Origin of the sequence: Enterobacter cloacae complex sp. I2 (assembly GCF_014896205.1) — a bacterium.
In the GTDB taxonomy this organism is placed as follows: Bacteria; Pseudomonadota; Gammaproteobacteria; order Enterobacterales; family Enterobacteriaceae; genus Enterobacter; species Enterobacter quasihormaechei.
Genome location: NZ_JADBRA010000002.1, coordinates 129,875 through 145,507, shown reverse-complemented (window position 1 = coordinate 145,507; position 15,633 = coordinate 129,875). Strand labels below are relative to the sequence as shown.

Sequence of the window (15,633 nt, the reverse complement as noted above, 5' to 3'; positions counted from 1 at the left end):
CTACGCTTTTGAACATTATTAAATCTAAAAATCATTTGTTCAATAGCGGAGCGATGATGACACCACTTCTCAACGCGCGGAATATCAGCAAGCAGTTCTCAGGCGTGCCGGTCTTAAAAGGCATTGATTTCACGCTGCTTGCGGGGCAGGTGCATGCGCTGATGGGCGGTAACGGCGCAGGAAAATCGACGCTAATGAAGATCATCGCCGGGGTGGAAACGCCGGATAGCGGTGAACTTTCGGTTGCTGGCGAGTCTTTTGCACGGCTTAACCCTGCGCAGGCGCACCGGTTAGGCATTTATCTGGTGCCGCAGGAGCCACTGCTTTTCCCCAACCTGACGGTGCGGGAAAACATCCTGTTCCGCCTGCCGCGAGAGCGCGATCGGGAAAAACGCCTGGCGGAGAAACTCCAGCAGCTGCAATGTCAGCTTAACCTCGACGCCACCGCCAGCACCCTGGAAGTGGCGGACCAGCAGATGGTGGAGATCCTGCGCGGGCTGATGCGCAACGCCAGAATTCTGATCCTCGACGAGCCCACGGCCTCGCTGACGCCCGGCGAAACCGAACGGCTGTTTCGCCAGATCCGCGCCTTACAGGCGTTCGGCGTCGGGATTGTCTTTATCTCGCATAAGCTGCCGGAAATCCGCACGCTGTCGAGCCACGTTTCGGTGATGCGCGACGGCGCGGTAGTGCTCAGCGGCGAAACTGCCCAGTTTGATGACAGCGCTCTGATCGCCGCCATGACGCCGGTCAGCCGCGAGAAAGGCTTAAGCGATGCGCAAAAGCTGTGGCTTGCGCTGCCGGGCAACCGCCGCACCCAGCCGCAGGATTTTCCGGTGCTGCGCGTGGAAGATCTCACCGGAGAGGGCTTTATCGATCTCAGCCTGGATATTTACGCCGGGGAGATCGTCGGCCTTGCCGGACTGGTGGGTTCCGGGCGCACCGAGTTTGCCGAAACGCTCTACGGCCTGCGTCCCGTACGCGGCGGGCGGGTGTGGCTGGAGAGCCGGGAGATCACCACCGATCCGGTGGGTTCACGTCTGGAAAAAGGGCTGGTTTATCTGCCGGAAGACAGGCAGGTGTCTGGCCTGTTTCTCGACGCGCCTGTGCGCTGGAACACGGTGGCGCTGAACGAGCCGTCGCTCTGGCAGCAGCGAAAGCGGGAGTCTGCGGTGGTGGAGCGCTATCACCGGGCGCTGGGGATCAAGCTCAACCATGCGGATCAAACCGTGCGCACGCTCTCAGGCGGCAATCAGCAGAAGGTGCTGCTGGCGCGCTGCCTGGAGGCCAATCCTTTATTGCTGATCGTCGATGAGCCGACGCGCGGTGTGGACGTGTCGGCACGCGCCGATATCTACCAGCTCATTAAAAGCGTGGCGGCGCAGAACGTTGCGGTGCTGATGATCTCAAGCGATCTCGATGAATTTCCCGGCCTCGCGGACCGCGTGCTGGTGATGCATCAGGGCGTACTCAGCGGCGAGCTGCCGCGCCACGCCGTCAGCCTCGACCGGATGATGGCGCTGGCGTTTGGAGGTCAATCATGAAGATCTTACTCAAAAACCGCGAGCTGAGCGCGTTTCTCGCCATTCTGGCGCTGTTCGCCGTGCTGGTGGCGCTGAATCCGTCCTACTTCAGCCTGCAAACGCTGGGGATGATCTTCGCCAGCGCGCAGATCCTGATCCTGCTGGCCATCGGCGCCGCGCTGGTGATGCTGACCCGCAATATCGACGTCTCCGTGGGTTCCACCGTCGGGCTGTCCGCCATTGCCGTGGGCGTGGCGCTCAACGGCGGCTACAGCCTGCCCGTTTCCATTCTCTTCGCGCTGTCGATTGGCGCGCTGGCGGGGACGTTCAACGGTTTTCTGGTGGTGGGACTGCGCATTCCGGCGATTGTCGCCACCCTCGGCACGCTGGGGCTCTACCGCGGCGCGATGCTGCTCTGGACCGGCGGGAAGTGGATAGAAGGGCTGCCGCCGGGGCTGAAATCTCTCTCTGAACCTGCCGCCATCGGCATTTCACCGCTCGGCGTGGGAGTGTTGATGCTCGTGGTCGTTGGCGCGTGGACGCTGTCGCGCACCGCGTTCGGGCGTGATTTTTACGCGGTGGGGGATAACCTCGCCGCCGCGCGCCAGCTGGGCGTGGCGGTGAACCGCACGCGCATGATCGCCTTCACCCTCAACGGCATGCTGGCGGCCTGCGCCGGAATTGTCTTTGCCGCGCAGATTGGCTTTGTGCCCAACCAGACCGGCAGCGGGCTGGAGATGAAGGCCATTGCGGCCTGCGTGCTCGGCGGCATTTCGCTGCTGGGCGGTACCGGTACGCTGGTCGGTGCGTTCCTCGGCGCGTTCTTCCTGACTCAAATCGATACCGTGCTGGTGCTGTTCAGGCTACCTGCGTGGTGGAACGACTTCATCGCCGGGCTGGTGCTGCTGGGCGTGCTGGTGCTCGACGGGCGGCTGCGCCAGGCGCTGTCACGCCATCAGCGGGCGCTGAAGTACGGCCGGTTCCAGCCTGGCAACAGAGGGGGAAAGCACGTCACCCCCTTTCCCAAACGCAACAAAGAGGTGGCGTAAATGAGGCTCAACTGGGAAAGCGCGCTGCTGATATTGCTGGTGCTGGAGATCCTGCTCTTCGGCGCGATTAACCCGCGCATGCTTGACGTTAACATGCTGCTGTTCAGCACCAGCGATTTCATCTGCATCGGCATCGTGGCGCTGCCGCTGACGCTGGTGATTATCAGCGGCGGGATCGACATTTCGCTGGGCTCCACCATCGGCCTGTGCGCCATCGCGCTGGGGGTGATGATGCAGGCGGGGTGGCCCATGGCGGTCGCTGTTCCGCTGACGCTGCTGCTTGGCCTGCTGTGCGGACTGGTGAATGCGGCGCTGATCCACTATACCGGCATCAGCCCTTTAGTCATTACCCTCGGCACGCTCTACCTCTACGGCGGCGGCGCGCTGCTGCTCTCCGGCATGGCGGGGGCGACGGGCTACGAGGGCATCGGCGGCTTCCCGGACGGTTTTACCGCGTTCGCTAACCTCACGGTGCTGGGGCTGCCGATCCCGCTGGTGCTGTTCGCGATAATTACCACCTTCTTCTGGCTGATTACCCATCGCGGGCGCTTTGGTCGCCATCTGTTTTTGATTGGGCAAAACCCGCGCGCGGCACGCTATGCGGCGCTGTCGGTGAACGGCATGCCGTACGCGCTGTACGGTCTGGTGGGCGTGGCGTCGGCGGTGGCCGCGCTGGTGATGGTCTCCTATTTCGGCTCTGCGCGTTCGGATCTGGGGCGCGATTTGCTGATGCCCGCGCTCACCGCCGCCGTACTCGGCGGGGCCAATATTTACGGCGGTTCAGGGTCGGTGCTGGGTACGGCGCTGGCGGCGCTGCTGGTGGGGTATCTCCAGCAGGGTTTACAGATGGTCGGCATCCCCAACCAGGTGTCGAGCGCGCTGTCGGGGGCGCTGCTGGTTGTGGTGGTAATGGGACGTTCGCTGAGTCTGCACCGCGAATGGGTGCGATCTCTCTTCAGAAAACTATCCGGAGCGTAAGATGAAAACAAAACTGCTCGTCCTGGCAATGGCCCTCAGCTTCGCTTCGGCGCAGGCGGCGGACCGTATTGCCTTTATCCCCAAGCTGGTGGGCGTGGGTTTCTTCACCAGCGGCGGCAACGGCGCGAAAGAGGCGGGGAAAGATCTTGGCGTGGACGTGACCTACGACGGCCCGACCGAGCCGAGCGTTTCCGGCCAGGTGCAGCTCATCAACAACTTCGTCAACCAGGGCTATAACGCCATTATCGTCTCCGCCGTGTCGCCGGACGGCCTCTGCCCGGCGCTGAAGCGCGCGATGCAGCGCGGCGTAAAGGTACTGACCTGGGATTCCGACACCAAACCGGAGTGCCGCAGCATTTATATCAACCAGGGAACGCCGGAACAGCTGGGCGGCCTGCTGGTGGAGATGGCGGGCAAACAGGTCACCAAACCGAATGCCAAAGTGGCGTTCTTCTACTCCAGCCCCACCGTCACCGACCAGAACCAGTGGGTGAAAGAGGCGAAGGCGAAAATCGAGAAAGATCACCCGCAGTGGCAGGTCGTGACCACCCAGTTTGGCTATAACGACGCCACCAAATCCCTGCAAACCGCCGAGGGGATCTTAAAAGCGTATCCGGATCTGGACGCGATCATCGCCCCGGACGCCAACGCCCTGCCGGCGGCGGCGCAGGCGGCGGAGAACCTGAAGCGGGAAGGGGTGGCGATTGTCGGCTTCAGCACGCCGAACGTCATGCGTCCGTACGTTGAGCGCGGGACGGTGAAGGCCTTCGGCCTGTGGGACGTGGTGCAGCAGGGCAAAATTGCGGTCAACGTCGCCGATCGCCTGTTGAAAAAGGGCGATCTTAACCCTGGCGACAGCGTAGACGTAAAAGGTATCGGGACGCTGAAGGTGGAGCCGAACAGCGTGCAGGGCTATCAGTATGAGGCGAAGGGCAACGGCATCGTGCTGCTGCCGGAGCGGGTGGTGTTCACCAAAGAGAACATCAGCAAATACGATTTCTGACGGGGGAGCAAATGGCTGATTTAGACGACATCAAAGACGGCAAGGATTTTGGCATCGGTACGCCGCAGGTCAACGTACCGTACACCCTGAAGGGCTGCGGCTCGCTCGACTGGGGCATGCAATCCCGGCTTTCGCGCATCTTCAATCCGCAGAGCAACCGCACGGTGATGCTGGCCTTTGACCACGGCTACTTTCAGGGGCCAACTACCGGTCTCGAGCGTATCGATCTCTCTATTGCGCCGCTGTTTGGCGAAACCGACGTGCTGATGTGCACGCGCGGTATCCTCAGGAGCCAGGTGCCCGCCGCGACGAACAAACCGGTGGTGCTGCGCGCCTCCGGCGGTAACTCGATTCTGGGCGAGCTGTCGAACGAGTGCGTGGCGGTGGCGATGGAGGATGCCCTGCGCCTGAACGTCTGCGCGGTGGCGGCGCAGGTGTACATCGGAAGCGAGTTTGAGCATCAGTCTATCAACAACATCATCAAGCTTGTCGATGCAGGGGCGCGCTACGGCATGCCGACGCTGGCGGTGACGGGCGTAGGAAAAGAGATGGCGCGTGACGCGCGCTACTTCTCGCTGGCCAGCCGCATCGCCGCCGAGATGGGGGCGCAGTTCGTCAAAACCTACTACGTGGACGAGGGCTTTGAAAAAGTGACCGCCAGCTGCCCGGTGCCGATTGTGATCGCCGGGGGCAAAAAGCTGCCGGAGCTTGAGGCGCTGGAGATGTGCTGGCGGGCGATTGACCAGGGCGCGTCGGGCGTGGACATGGGGCGCAACATCTTCCAGTCCAGCGCGCCGCTCGCCATGCTGAAGGCGGTGAAAAAAGTGGTTCACGAGAACGTGAGCGCTCGCGAGGCGTTCCAGTTCTGGCAGGAAGAAAAACAGGGAGAAGCGAAATGAACGTGACGTTAGTGGAGATCAACATCAAGCCCGAGCGGGTGGATGAGTTTCTGGAGGTGTTTCGCGCCAACCACGAGGGGGCCATCAGGGAGCCGGGCAACCTGCGCTTTGACGTGTTGCAGGACCCGCGGGTGAAAACCCGGTTCTTTATCTACGAGGCCTATAAGGATGAAGCGGCGGTGCTGGCGCACAAGCAAACCCCGCACTATCTGGCGTGCGTGGATAAGCTTGAGGAGCTGATGTCGGAGCCGCGCAAAAAGCGCTGTTTCGTCGGGCTGTTGCCGGAGTAACGTTTTGCCCGGTGGCGCTACGCTTACCGGGCCTACGGGTATGGTGCCGGGTTTGCCCGGTGGCGCTAACGCTTACCGGGCCTACGGGTACGGGGTTGTGTTGATTTTGTAGGCCGGGTAAGCGTAGCGCCACCCGGCGTTTTTCAGGACAGCTCAAAATCCGCAAGGATCGCAGAAAGCGCCTCCCGCGGCTCCTCCTGAATCGCCCGTAGCGGGAACGGCAGCGCCGGCGCTTCCACTTTCCCCATCATTTCGGCCGCTGCCGCTATCACCCGCAAACTGCCGTAGCGGCGGAATAGCGCCCAGAGCGGTTCCAGCCGATCGGACTGCGCCGTCTCTTTCGAACGCACAATCGCCAACGCCGTATGCGGGAACAGCCCGCCGATCACTGAATACCAGACGTCAAACCCGGCATGCAGTGCGGATGCTGCCTGCCAGTCCCCGCTGATGCCCATCGTGACCGTATCCGGCAGGCGAGCACGAACCAGCGCAATATCCTCCGGCACGCGTCCAAATTTCACCGAGCCGATATTGGGCAGCGCCGCCACGGCAACCATCAGCTCGTCGCTAAACGTAAACCCGGTGGTGGCGGGGTTATCGTAAACGCACAGCGGCACGGAGAGCTGCCGTGTCACCGTTTCATAAAGCGAATACACCTCATCGGACGTCAGCCGCTGATACGACACCGGTGCCATCAGTACTCTGGCCGCGCCTGCCGCCTGCGCGTTATCTGCCAGACGCAGAATATCGTCCAGCCGGAGTGCGCCGATGCTGACCATAACGGGAATATCGTTGGCATGCTCCACCGCGCAGCGGGCGATCTGCGTGCGCTCTTCAACGGTGAGATATGCGTAGCTGCCCGTCGAGCCGAGTATGCCCAGCGAATCCACCCTCGCGTCGACCAGCGGTGCCAAAAGTTTTATGAAAGACTGCTCGTTAAACTTCCCGTCTTTCAGGGGCGTTAACGGAAAGGCACTTAAGCCGTGAAACATCGCGTTGTCCTTTTACCGGGCTATTGTAGGCCGGGTAAGCGTAGCGCCACCCGGCGTTTTTCAGGCTTCCTCCACGCTTACCCGCAGTGCCGCCAGCGCCTTGCGCGCCGCCTTCAGCACCTGCTCGCACTGCTCAATGGTGAGCGTCAGCGGCGGTTCAATGCGGATGGTTTTCGAGTTGTTGAGCGTTCCTGCCACGAGAACCCGCTGGCGGAACATCTCGCTCGCGAAGCTGTAGCCGATTTCGTTATCAACGAACTCAATCGCCATCAGCATGCCTTTGCCGCGCGCCTCCTGCACCAGGTCCGGGTATTCCCGGCCCAGCTGACGGAAGCCGTCCAGCAGCATATCGCCTTTCTGCTCCGCCTGCGCGGGCAGGTTCTGCTCCAGCAGCACGTTGATGGTCGCCAGCGCCGCTGCACAGGCCAGCGGGTTACCGCCAAAGGTGGTGGTGTGCAGGAACGGATTGTCGAACAGCACGGAGAACACCTCCTCGGTAGCAACCGTCGCGCCAATCGGCATCACGCCGCCGCCGAGCGCTTTTGCCAGGCACAGAATGTCCGGCTGGACGTTCTCGTGCTCGCAGGCGAACATCCTGCCCGTGCGCCCCATCCCGGTCTGGACTTCGTCGAGGATCAGCAGCGCGCCAAACTCATCGCACAGCTGACGCACGGCGGGCAGATAGCCCTGCGGAGGCAAAATCACGCCGCCTTCACCCTGAATCGGTTCCAGGATCACCGCCGCCACGTCGTCACCGGTTTTACGGCATTCGCTCAGCACGGTACGCATGGCGTTAATGTCGCCGAACGGCACGTGGCGGAAGCCCGGCAGCAGCGGCATAAACGGCTTGCGGAAGGTGGATTTAGCGGTCGCAGACAGCGCACCCAGGGATTTACCGTGGAACGCGCCGCTGGTGGCAATGAAGGTGAATTTCCCGCGCGGCGACTGGTACGCTTTGGCGAGCTTGATTGCCGCTTCGACCGATTCCGTACCGCTGTTGCTAAAGAAGCTGTACTTCAGCTTGCCGGGCGTTAAGGCCGCCAGCGTTTTCGCGAGCATGGCGCGAAGCGGGTCGAGCAGCTCCTGGCTATGGAGAGGTTGTTTCGCAAGTTGATTCTGTACGGCGGAAACCACAACTGGATTACGGTGCCCCACGTTGAAGATACCAAAACCACCCAGGCAATCAATAAACTCCTGTCCCTGGGTGTCGACAAGCGTATTCAGACTGCCCGCTTGCCACTCTACGGCTCCGTAATCCCCGCCGGCGGTAACAGATTTGCGATACTCCAGAAAACCAGGATTGACGTGCTCTTTAAAGTAATCAATGACCTCTCGGTTAAGTTGTTTCATCTCCTCATGATCGAGCGTTCGCTTTTCAATGAGATTCAGTGCGTGCGCGGTACAGGCAAGAGCCGAGGCGCTGGAAGGTAACCTGTTCAAAATATGCTCCCGGGGATCGCGTATCACATGATACTGAGGTAAGTATTGCAGGGATTACGCCACCTCAGAGGGCTTAACGAAAATCGGGATAAACGCCAGGTTAAATCAAAGTTGCGCAATATTTAATCATGCCATTGCGCGCCGCACGGAATAAGGGATAACGGGCCAGTAATGAGGTTTCAGCAATTGCACTGCTCCAGGGCAGGGAATGCGACTTAAGGGTGCATTACAGGATCATGCTTTGTGGGTAGTTTCATTACGAAAGTATTTTAAATCAATTAATTAGAAAATCGTACGAAAAGTGCGGTTTAACCCGAATTTGCGATCTCAATCATATTTAACAACTAAAGATAAATTTTTTATCGCCGAAAAAACATAAGCCACAAAATTAACATTCAAATAACCTGCAAGGGATGCTCACTATGTCCTCTCCTGACTATGTCACCCAGAATGAATATCCGCTGGACGATGACACCACGCTTATGTCGACCACCGACCTCCACAGCTACATGACCCACACTAACGACACCTTTGTGCAGGTGAGCGGGTTTACGCTCCAGGAGCTGCTTGGGCAGCCGCACAATATCGTGCGCCATCCGGATATGCCGAAAGCGGCTTTTGCCGACATGTGGTACACGCTGCAAAAAGGCGAGCCCTGGAGCGGGATTGTCAAAAACCGACGTAAAAATGGCGATCACTATTGGGTACGCGCGAATGCGGTACCGATGGTGCGTAATGGCCAGAAGACGGGCTATATGTCGATTCGTACTCGCGCCACGGAGGAGGAGATAGCCGCGGTGGAGCCGCTTTACAAGGCGCTCAACGAAGGACGCTGCAAAAAACGCATTCATAAAGGGCTGGTGGTGCGCAAAGGCTGGCTCGGTAAATTACCGGCGATGCCGCTGCGCTGGCGCGTGCGTAGCGTAATGGCGGTACTGTTTGCGGTGATGGCCGCAACGCTGGTTGCCAGTGCTGCGGGATGGACGTCGCTGGTAGCGGCGGCCGTGGTGATGCTGCTTGGCACCCTGGTGTTTGAACAGCAGATCGTCCGCCCGGTTGAAAACGTGGCGCGGCAGGCGCTGAAGGTCGCCACCGGAGAGCGTAACAGCGTTCAGCATCTTAACCGCAGCGACGAGCTGGGCCTGACGCTGCGTGCCGTCGGACAGCTGGGGCTGATGTGCCGCTGGCTGATCAACGACGTGTCCAGCCAGGTCGTGAGCGTGCGCGACGGTAGCGACAGGCTGGCGCAGGGCAATGAAGATCTCAACGACCGCACGCGCCAGACCGTGGCGAACGTGCAGCAGACCGTGGCCACGATGAACCAGATGGCGGCGTCGGTGCAGAGCAACTCTGAGACCGCAGCCGAAGTCGACAAGCTGTCGATGGCCGCCAGCAGCGCGGCCACGCAGGGAGGCACCGTGATGCAGACCGTGGTGAAAACCATGGATGACATTGCCGACAGTACCCAGCGCATTGGCTCAATTACGTCTCTTATCAACGACATCGCCTTCCAGACCAATATTCTGGCGCTGAACGCCGCGGTTGAGGCGGCCCGCGCGGGCGAGCAGGGGAAAGGCTTTGCGGTGGTGGCTGGCGAAGTGCGCCATCTTGCCAGCCGCAGCGCCAATGCGGCGAACGATATTCGCAAGCTGATCGACGCCAGCGCCAGCAAAGTGCAGTCCGGCGCCAGTCAGGTACACGCTGCGGGTCGTACGATGGATGATATTGTCGAGCAGGTGAAAAACGTCACGCAGCTTATCGCGCAGATCAGCCATTCCACCTCCGAGCAGGCCACGGGATTGACCGAGCTGACGCGTGCCGTGGCGGAGCTGGACAGCATTACGCAAAAAAATGCGGACCTGGTCGAAGAGAGCGCACAGATTTCCGCGATGGTTAAGCACCGGGCCGGACGCCTGGAAGATGCGGTTACCGTGCTGCATTAAGAAATGCCTGCTTCGAAAAAGCCGTTTATTCCCCCGGGGGTAAACGGCTTTTTTGTTTTTCAGTATAAGTTATGTTGTTAATGAAATATTAAGTAACTAAAAAAACCTGCCGATTTTTAATTCTTGCGCCCCGACTTTCTTACGAGTGAAAAAGAAAAAAACGATCAAAGTCATAAAGTTAGCAAGTTTTCTTCCGATAACAGCGATCGTCTGAGAAATAATCACATCGATGGGGTAAATATGTTCATACATGACGTAAAGATCGGCACGAAATTATTTCTGGCGTTTGGATTATTTATTGTCCTGATGGTCGTCAGCGCAAGTTTGTCTCTGATGAGCCTGAATCGGGCAAACAATGGAATGCAAACCATCCTTACCAGCGACTATCCAACCACGGTTAAAGCGAACCAGCTAATCGACAACTTCCAGGAATTTATAAGCACACAGCAGCTTATGCTGCTGGACGAACAGGGGACGTACACGACGCAGTCAGAGCAGCGCCTGAAGGCCATCAGCGAGCGCATCACCGCAATCCTGAGCGAGCTGGACAACGCTCTCGAGGATAAGAAATCTCAACAGGCGCTGGCGGATATCCGCGGCGTACGTCAGCAATATCTCGACTCACGCTATCGCATTTTGCAGGCCGTGCAGAATAACGACCGTGCGGCTGCGATAAACGAGATGATGACCAACACCCTGAACCTGCAACAGTCCTACAAAGCGAAAGTGCAGGCGCTGATTGCGATCCAGGACCGGGCAATGCAGAGCGCGGGCGTGCAGGTGGAAGACGATTTCCGCACCAATCGTCTCCTGCTGATCGTGATTACGCTGTTCAGCGTCGTGGCAGCCAGCCTGATTGGCTGGCTCATTGTGCGATCCATTACCCGACCGCTGAATGACGCGGTGAATTTTGCACAAGCCATTGCCGATGGCGATCTGACGCGCAGCATTACCTCGCACGGTAAAGATGAAACCGGACTGCTTCTTACCGCACTGATGGAGATGAAAACGCGCCTGCTGGAGATTGTGCAGCAGGTGCAGACCGGGTCGGAAAACATCTCCAGCGCCGCCGCGCAGATTGTCGCTGGCAATCAGGATCTGGCCGCGCGCACGGAGGAGCAGGCCAGTTCTGTTGAACAGACGGCGGCCTCGATGGAGCAGATCACCGCCACGGTGAAGAACACAGCCTCGCACACCGGGGAAGCGACCAACCTGTCTGCCGATGCGGCTGCGGTGGTGAAAAACAACGGGGAGATGATGAAGCAGGTTACCAGCAAAATGCGCCTGATTAACGAAACATCGAACCGGATGTCCGACATTATCGACCTGATCGATGCCATTGCCTTCCAGACGAACATTCTGGCCCTGAATGCGGCGGTCGAAGCGGCCCGGGCGGGTGAGCATGGCCGTGGCTTTGCGGTGGTGGCGGGCGAGGTGCGCCAGCTCGCGCAGAAGAGTGCGACATCCGCAAGTGAGATCCGCCAGCTGATCGAAAGTTCGACAAGCCAGACGCAGGACGGCATGAACCTTGTGGAGAAAGCCAGCGGGCTTATCAACGGGATGGTCGGTAACGTGGAGGAGATGGACGTTATCCTGCGTGAAATCCGCCAGGCCAGCCACGAGCAGACGGAAGGCATCTCGCAGATCAACAGCGCGATTGGCCTGATAGACGCCACCACCCAGCAGAACTCCGCGCTGGTGGAGGAGTCTGTTGCGGCGGCGGCATCCCTGAACGAACAGGCGATGCACCTGAAAGCGCTGGTGCGCGTGTTCCGCGTGAGCGACGGTGTGCTGGCTTAATCCAGCTGGGATATCTCCAGCGCCGCGCGGTCAATCACGCCGATAATCTGTTTGAGCTGCGCGTCGCTGAGCTCTCCCTGGTTCACCTTCAGATCCAGGACCGCTTTGAAGTTATCTAAAGCCCGCTTCATCTGCGGGTTCTTGCGCAGCTGGAACCCGACGGAACGCGCCTTGATACGCGTCTGGATCTGCTCCAGCTGTTCCCGGTTAGCTTCCAGCCACTGCTCTCCGGCGGCGTTAATCGCGATCCGCTTACGGCCATTCTCTTCTTCGGTAATGGCGATCAGCGCCTGATCCTGCAAATAATCCAGCGTCGGGTAAATCACCCCGGGGCTTGGCGTGTAATGACCCTGCGTCAGGTTCTCGATCTCCTTAATCAGCTCGTAACCGTGGCTCGCGCTGCGCGTCAGGATGTCCAGGATCACCAGCCGTAAATCTCCATGGCCAAAAAATCGTGGCCTGCGTCCACCGCCGTCGTGTTCGTGTCGCATGTTTTTTCCTCAATTTGATATATCTAAACTATATCTTAGATATATTCAGATGCAATCTAAAAAATCTTGATTTCTTGGTTAATAGCAATCATTATCATTAAAAATTCATTCCGATATATCGTATTCACCTGAGAAGGGCATCACTATGGCATCTACCCGTTACCCTCAACGTGTCCGCAACGATCTGCGTTTTCGCGAGCTGAACGTGCTCCGCGCCGCGCGCGTCAGCCCAGGATTTCAGCGCATTGTGTTAGGCGGCGAGGCGCTGGAGGGCTTTAGCTCTCGGGGCTTTGACGACCATACCAAAGTCTTTTTCCCGGCACCGGGCACGTCCTTCGTGCCGCCTGTCGTCACCGATGAAGGCATTAATTGGGGCGACGGCGTGCGCCCGCAGGCGCGTGACTACACTCCGCTGTACAATGACGAAAAAAATGAGCTGGTGCTCGATTTCTTCGTTCATGATGGCGGCATTGCCAGCAACTGGGCGGTAGAGGCGAAGGCGGGCGACAAGCTGACCATCGGCGGTCCGCGCGGTTCGCTGGTGGTGCCGGAAGATTATGCCTGGCAGCTGTACGTGTGCGACGAGTCGGGCATGCCCGCGCTGCGCCGCCGTCTGAAAGGTATCGCAAAACTGCCGGTTCGCCCGGCGATCCACGCCATCGTCACCGTGGGCGATGCGTCGTATAAAGACTACCTGGCGCACCTGAGCGAGTTCAACATCACCTGGGTTATCGGCCACAGCGAGCAGGCGGTGGCGGAGCATCTGGCCGCGCTGACCGTGCCGGAAGAGGATTACTTTATCTGGCTGACCGGAGAGGGAAAGGTGGTGAAAAGCCTGAGCCGTCAGTTTGAAACCGATGCGATTGACCCGCAGCTGGTGCGTGCCAGCGCGTACTGGCACGCAAAATAGTCAGGCGGCGGGATCCAGTTGCGCTTCGCTCACCTGATGTTCGAGCGAGGCGCATACCTCTTTCAGCGCTTTCTCCTGCTGGGCAAAGTAGGCTTCCATATTGCTGAGCGACGAGACGAGCAGCCAGGATTCTTCCTTCTCCAGCTCTGCCAGTTCGCTCACCAGGGCGTCGATTTGCTCACGCACCTGCGCCATCTTTTTACGAATACGTTCCAGGTCGTTCAGCCTGTCGCTCGCCATCATCGGTTCGAACCCGTGTTGCAGACGGGCGACCAGCGAGCGTATGGCCTTCACGTCGCCGCGCTGTTTGGCCTGGTTGAGTTGCACCATCATCCGGTTGGCTTCTTCTTTTAAGTCATCGGCAACCAGATCCGGGTGGCATAGCCTGCTCGCCTGGCGCCAGAGCCGCTTCAGTTCGTTCCGATCCTCTTCAGAAAGAGCCTTGCCTTTACGCAGGCGCACTTCGGCATCATGATGCTGTTCGCGATACTTCCTGTACTCTTCATTGGCCTCATCGCGCGCCTGACGCGCCGGCTCTTCTTCACGCGTTAGTCCGGTCTCCAGCTCCTGCGCTTCGGCCAACAGGGTGGCAATAAGATGACTTTGCTGCTGAAGATGCTTGCGCGCCTCTGCCGCCTGAACGGAATCCGCAGGCAGTTGTTGCCAGCGCTGGGTGAGCGTCGACAGAACCTCCACGGCCTGCGCCATATAGCGCTGGCAGCGGCGGTAATCCTCTTCCCGGCGACGCGCCTCCGCCTGCTGACGACGCAGGTTCAGCTCCGCCAGCGTTTTACGCAGGACGAGGATCTGCTGCATCAGCGGCCCGAGGCGCGAAAAATAGAGATCGTTGAACTCATCAAGCTGCTGCACCCGGGCGTTACGGCGGTCAATCAGGTCACGCAGGCGCTCCTCCAGCGCTTTCAGCTCCAGCTTGCTGGCCGCCAGCTGCGGATCGCGCCACGGGGCAACGGCACGCTGGTTTTGCAGCCAGGCGGTGATAGCACGGATGGCCGCAGTGTAGTTTTGCTGCTCAAGCGCCGCGACGATGGACAGGAGATCATCGTCAAAGGCTTCATCTTTGAGGCGTTTCAGCTGGCTCTGGATGATGTCGTCATCTTCCAGCTCAATGGCATTTTTAATGATTTCTAGCCGTTTGATCGGTGTGCTCATGATGCCTTTCGCTCTGGCGCTTAAGTATTTGAGTTAAGGGTAGTTGTGGTCAACGCTACAGGAAATAATACACACGGATGATGATCGGCGCGATGGGGGATTTCTTTAGTTTTTAGGGGTTGTGAAGGGGAACCTCAGGGGTCAGCCGGCTGAGGGAGCTACACGGGCAGGCGAGGGGCTTTCATTCGACTGAAATGTGTAGCAGTGTCTGCTCATGCTGCATGTAATTTGTTAGACATGACATGCAAAGTCTTTTCGCTATAGACGGTGGTGTTGCTGGGAATGTCTTTGTTCACAAATGACATAGCGCCGATCACAACGTTGTCACCGATGCGAATCTTATCTGCGATGATGCAGGAACCCGCACCAATACTGACGTTGTTGCCAATTACAATGGATATTGGTCCTTTATTAACATTCGCGCCGGTAATGCCAATCGTGATGTTTTGTCTTATCCGGAGAGAATGACCTATTACAGCCGAACCATTTATTACAATCCCGTGATGATGAGTAATCACCATGCCGGGTCCGATGTGCGCCCCCAACTGAATCTCAGTTCCATATTTGAAAATGAGGTTTCTGTTTAATTTAGCGGCTCGTTTTTTCAGGAACTTGTTGCCCGAGCGATGCCAGTGCGACGCGATGCGCCACCAGAAGTGGAAGCGGCGATCCGGGCATTTGATAGCTTTATGCAGCACACTGAACCACGAAAACGTCTTAGAACTCATCATTACTTCCTGACGTAAGCATTCACGTAAATGAGTTGATCTGGCTTGTTTATCCATTACTTATCTTTCCCTTTCATTTGTCGCGGGAATTTAAAGTCAAAAGACTACGGAAAGCAACTTTTTGGCGTAGTAGTTATGTGGAGAGGGCTTGTCATAATCTTGAGGGGAGGGAGCACTCTTACTTTTGTGCGACACTTTTGCCTCACCCATGCATTAAGTAACAAAAAAGCCACTCGCGGGAGTGGCTTAACTGGATGATTCTAAAGCTAAAATTTGGTGGCCCCTGCTGGACTTGAACCAGCGACCAAGCGATTATGAGTCGCCTGCTCTAACCACTGAGCTAAGGGGCCGTGGCGGTGAATTATAAAGTAACTCCCCTCAGCAATCCAGCCATTCACACCTGCCTGCTGTTTTTAT

Annotated in this window: 14 protein-coding genes and 1 tRNA gene; 9 read left to right on the top strand and 6 right to left on the bottom strand. The window is 58.4% G+C overall.

Annotated features, from left to right (window positions below):
• Positions 1-56: 56 nt before the first annotated feature.
• The 6 genes from lsrA to lsrG are packed head-to-tail and all read left to right on the top strand — an operon-like array spanning position 57 to position 5,742.
• A complete protein-coding gene (gene lsrA / locus IM300_RS02840) occupies positions 57-1,544 on the top strand; it encodes an autoinducer 2 ABC transporter ATP-binding protein LsrA (RefSeq protein WP_193035258.1) in 1,488 nt (495 codons plus the stop codon).
• Positions 1,541-2,572, top strand: coding sequence for an autoinducer 2 ABC transporter permease LsrC (gene lsrC / locus IM300_RS02835; protein WP_193035222.1), 1,032 nt, complete (start codon positions 1,541-1,543; stop codon positions 2,570-2,572). The genes lsrA and lsrC overlap by 4 nt, the downstream gene beginning before the upstream one ends.
• A complete protein-coding gene (gene lsrD, locus IM300_RS02830; protein ID WP_193035219.1) occupies positions 2,573-3,550 on the top strand; it encodes an autoinducer 2 ABC transporter permease LsrD in 978 nt (325 codons plus the stop codon).
• A 1-nt stretch (position 3,551) separates the two neighbouring features.
• Positions 3,552-4,553: an autoinducer 2 ABC transporter substrate-binding protein LsrB gene (gene lsrB / locus IM300_RS02825; protein ID WP_107533906.1), complete on the top strand. Its 1,002-nt coding sequence runs from the start codon at positions 3,552-3,554 to the stop codon at positions 4,551-4,553.
• An 11-nt stretch (positions 4,554-4,564) separates the two neighbouring features.
• Positions 4,565-5,452 (top strand): 3-hydroxy-5-phosphonooxypentane-2,4-dione thiolase, encoded by an 888-nt coding sequence (gene lsrF / locus IM300_RS02820; RefSeq protein WP_193035217.1) that lies wholly within the window; start codon positions 4,565-4,567, stop codon positions 5,450-5,452.
• Positions 5,449-5,742 (top strand): (4S)-4-hydroxy-5-phosphonooxypentane-2,3-dione isomerase, encoded by a 294-nt coding sequence (lsrG, locus tag IM300_RS02815; protein WP_047355093.1) that lies wholly within the window; start codon positions 5,449-5,451, stop codon positions 5,740-5,742. Before lsrF ends, lsrG begins: the two co-directional genes overlap by 4 nt.
• Before the next feature lie 143 nt (positions 5,743-5,885).
• Here the strand turns inward: lsrG and IM300_RS02810 are convergent, their stop codons facing one another.
• Entirely contained in the window at positions 5,886-6,734 is an 849-nt protein-coding gene (locus tag IM300_RS02810; RefSeq protein WP_193035215.1) for a dihydrodipicolinate synthase family protein, read from the bottom strand.
• Positions 6,735-6,794: 60 nt separating this feature from the next.
• Complete coding sequence (gene ygjG / locus IM300_RS02805; protein WP_052682963.1) at positions 6,795-8,174, bottom strand: putrescine aminotransferase; 1,380 nt, start codon at positions 8,172-8,174, stop codon at positions 6,795-6,797.
• Between the two features lie 422 nt (positions 8,175-8,596).
• On the opposite strand from ygjG, the gene IM300_RS02800 reads away from it, so the two are divergent.
• Positions 8,597-10,117, top strand: coding sequence for a PAS domain-containing methyl-accepting chemotaxis protein (locus IM300_RS02800; protein WP_112792151.1), 1,521 nt, complete (start codon positions 8,597-8,599; stop codon positions 10,115-10,117).
• A 240-nt stretch (positions 10,118-10,357) separates the two neighbouring features.
• Positions 10,358-11,917 (top strand): methyl-accepting chemotaxis protein, encoded by a 1,560-nt coding sequence (locus IM300_RS02795; protein WP_193035213.1) that lies wholly within the window; start codon positions 10,358-10,360, stop codon positions 11,915-11,917.
• On the opposite strand, the gene IM300_RS02790 is transcribed toward IM300_RS02795, so the two are convergent.
• On the bottom strand, positions 11,914-12,408 hold the full coding sequence (locus IM300_RS02790; RefSeq protein WP_131636419.1) for a PadR family transcriptional regulator: 495 nt from the start codon (positions 12,406-12,408) through the stop codon (positions 11,914-11,916). The genes IM300_RS02795 and IM300_RS02790 overlap by 4 nt on opposite strands.
• A gap of 145 nt (positions 12,409-12,553) precedes the next feature.
• Here IM300_RS02790 and IM300_RS02785 point away from each other — a divergent pair, with 145 nt between their 5' ends.
• Positions 12,554-13,318: a siderophore-interacting protein gene (locus IM300_RS02785; RefSeq protein WP_193035211.1), complete on the top strand. Its 765-nt coding sequence runs from the start codon at positions 12,554-12,556 to the stop codon at positions 13,316-13,318.
• On the opposite strand, the gene IM300_RS02780 is transcribed toward IM300_RS02785, so the two are convergent.
• The 3 genes from IM300_RS02780 to IM300_RS02770 all read right to left on the bottom strand — a co-directional run bounded on the left by IM300_RS02780 (position 13,319) and on the right by IM300_RS02770 (position 15,566).
• On the bottom strand, positions 13,319-14,488 hold the full coding sequence (locus IM300_RS02780; protein WP_193035209.1) for a DNA repair protein: 1,170 nt from the start codon (positions 14,486-14,488) through the stop codon (positions 13,319-13,321). It abuts the gene before it with no gap.
• 212 nt (positions 14,489-14,700) lie between these two features.
• Positions 14,701-15,273: a serine acetyltransferase gene (locus IM300_RS02775; RefSeq protein WP_107533890.1), complete on the bottom strand. Its 573-nt coding sequence runs from the start codon at positions 15,271-15,273 to the stop codon at positions 14,701-14,703.
• A 217-nt stretch (positions 15,274-15,490) separates the two neighbouring features.
• Positions 15,491-15,566, bottom strand: a tRNA-Ile gene (locus IM300_RS02770).
• Positions 15,567-15,633: the final 67 nt, after the last annotated feature.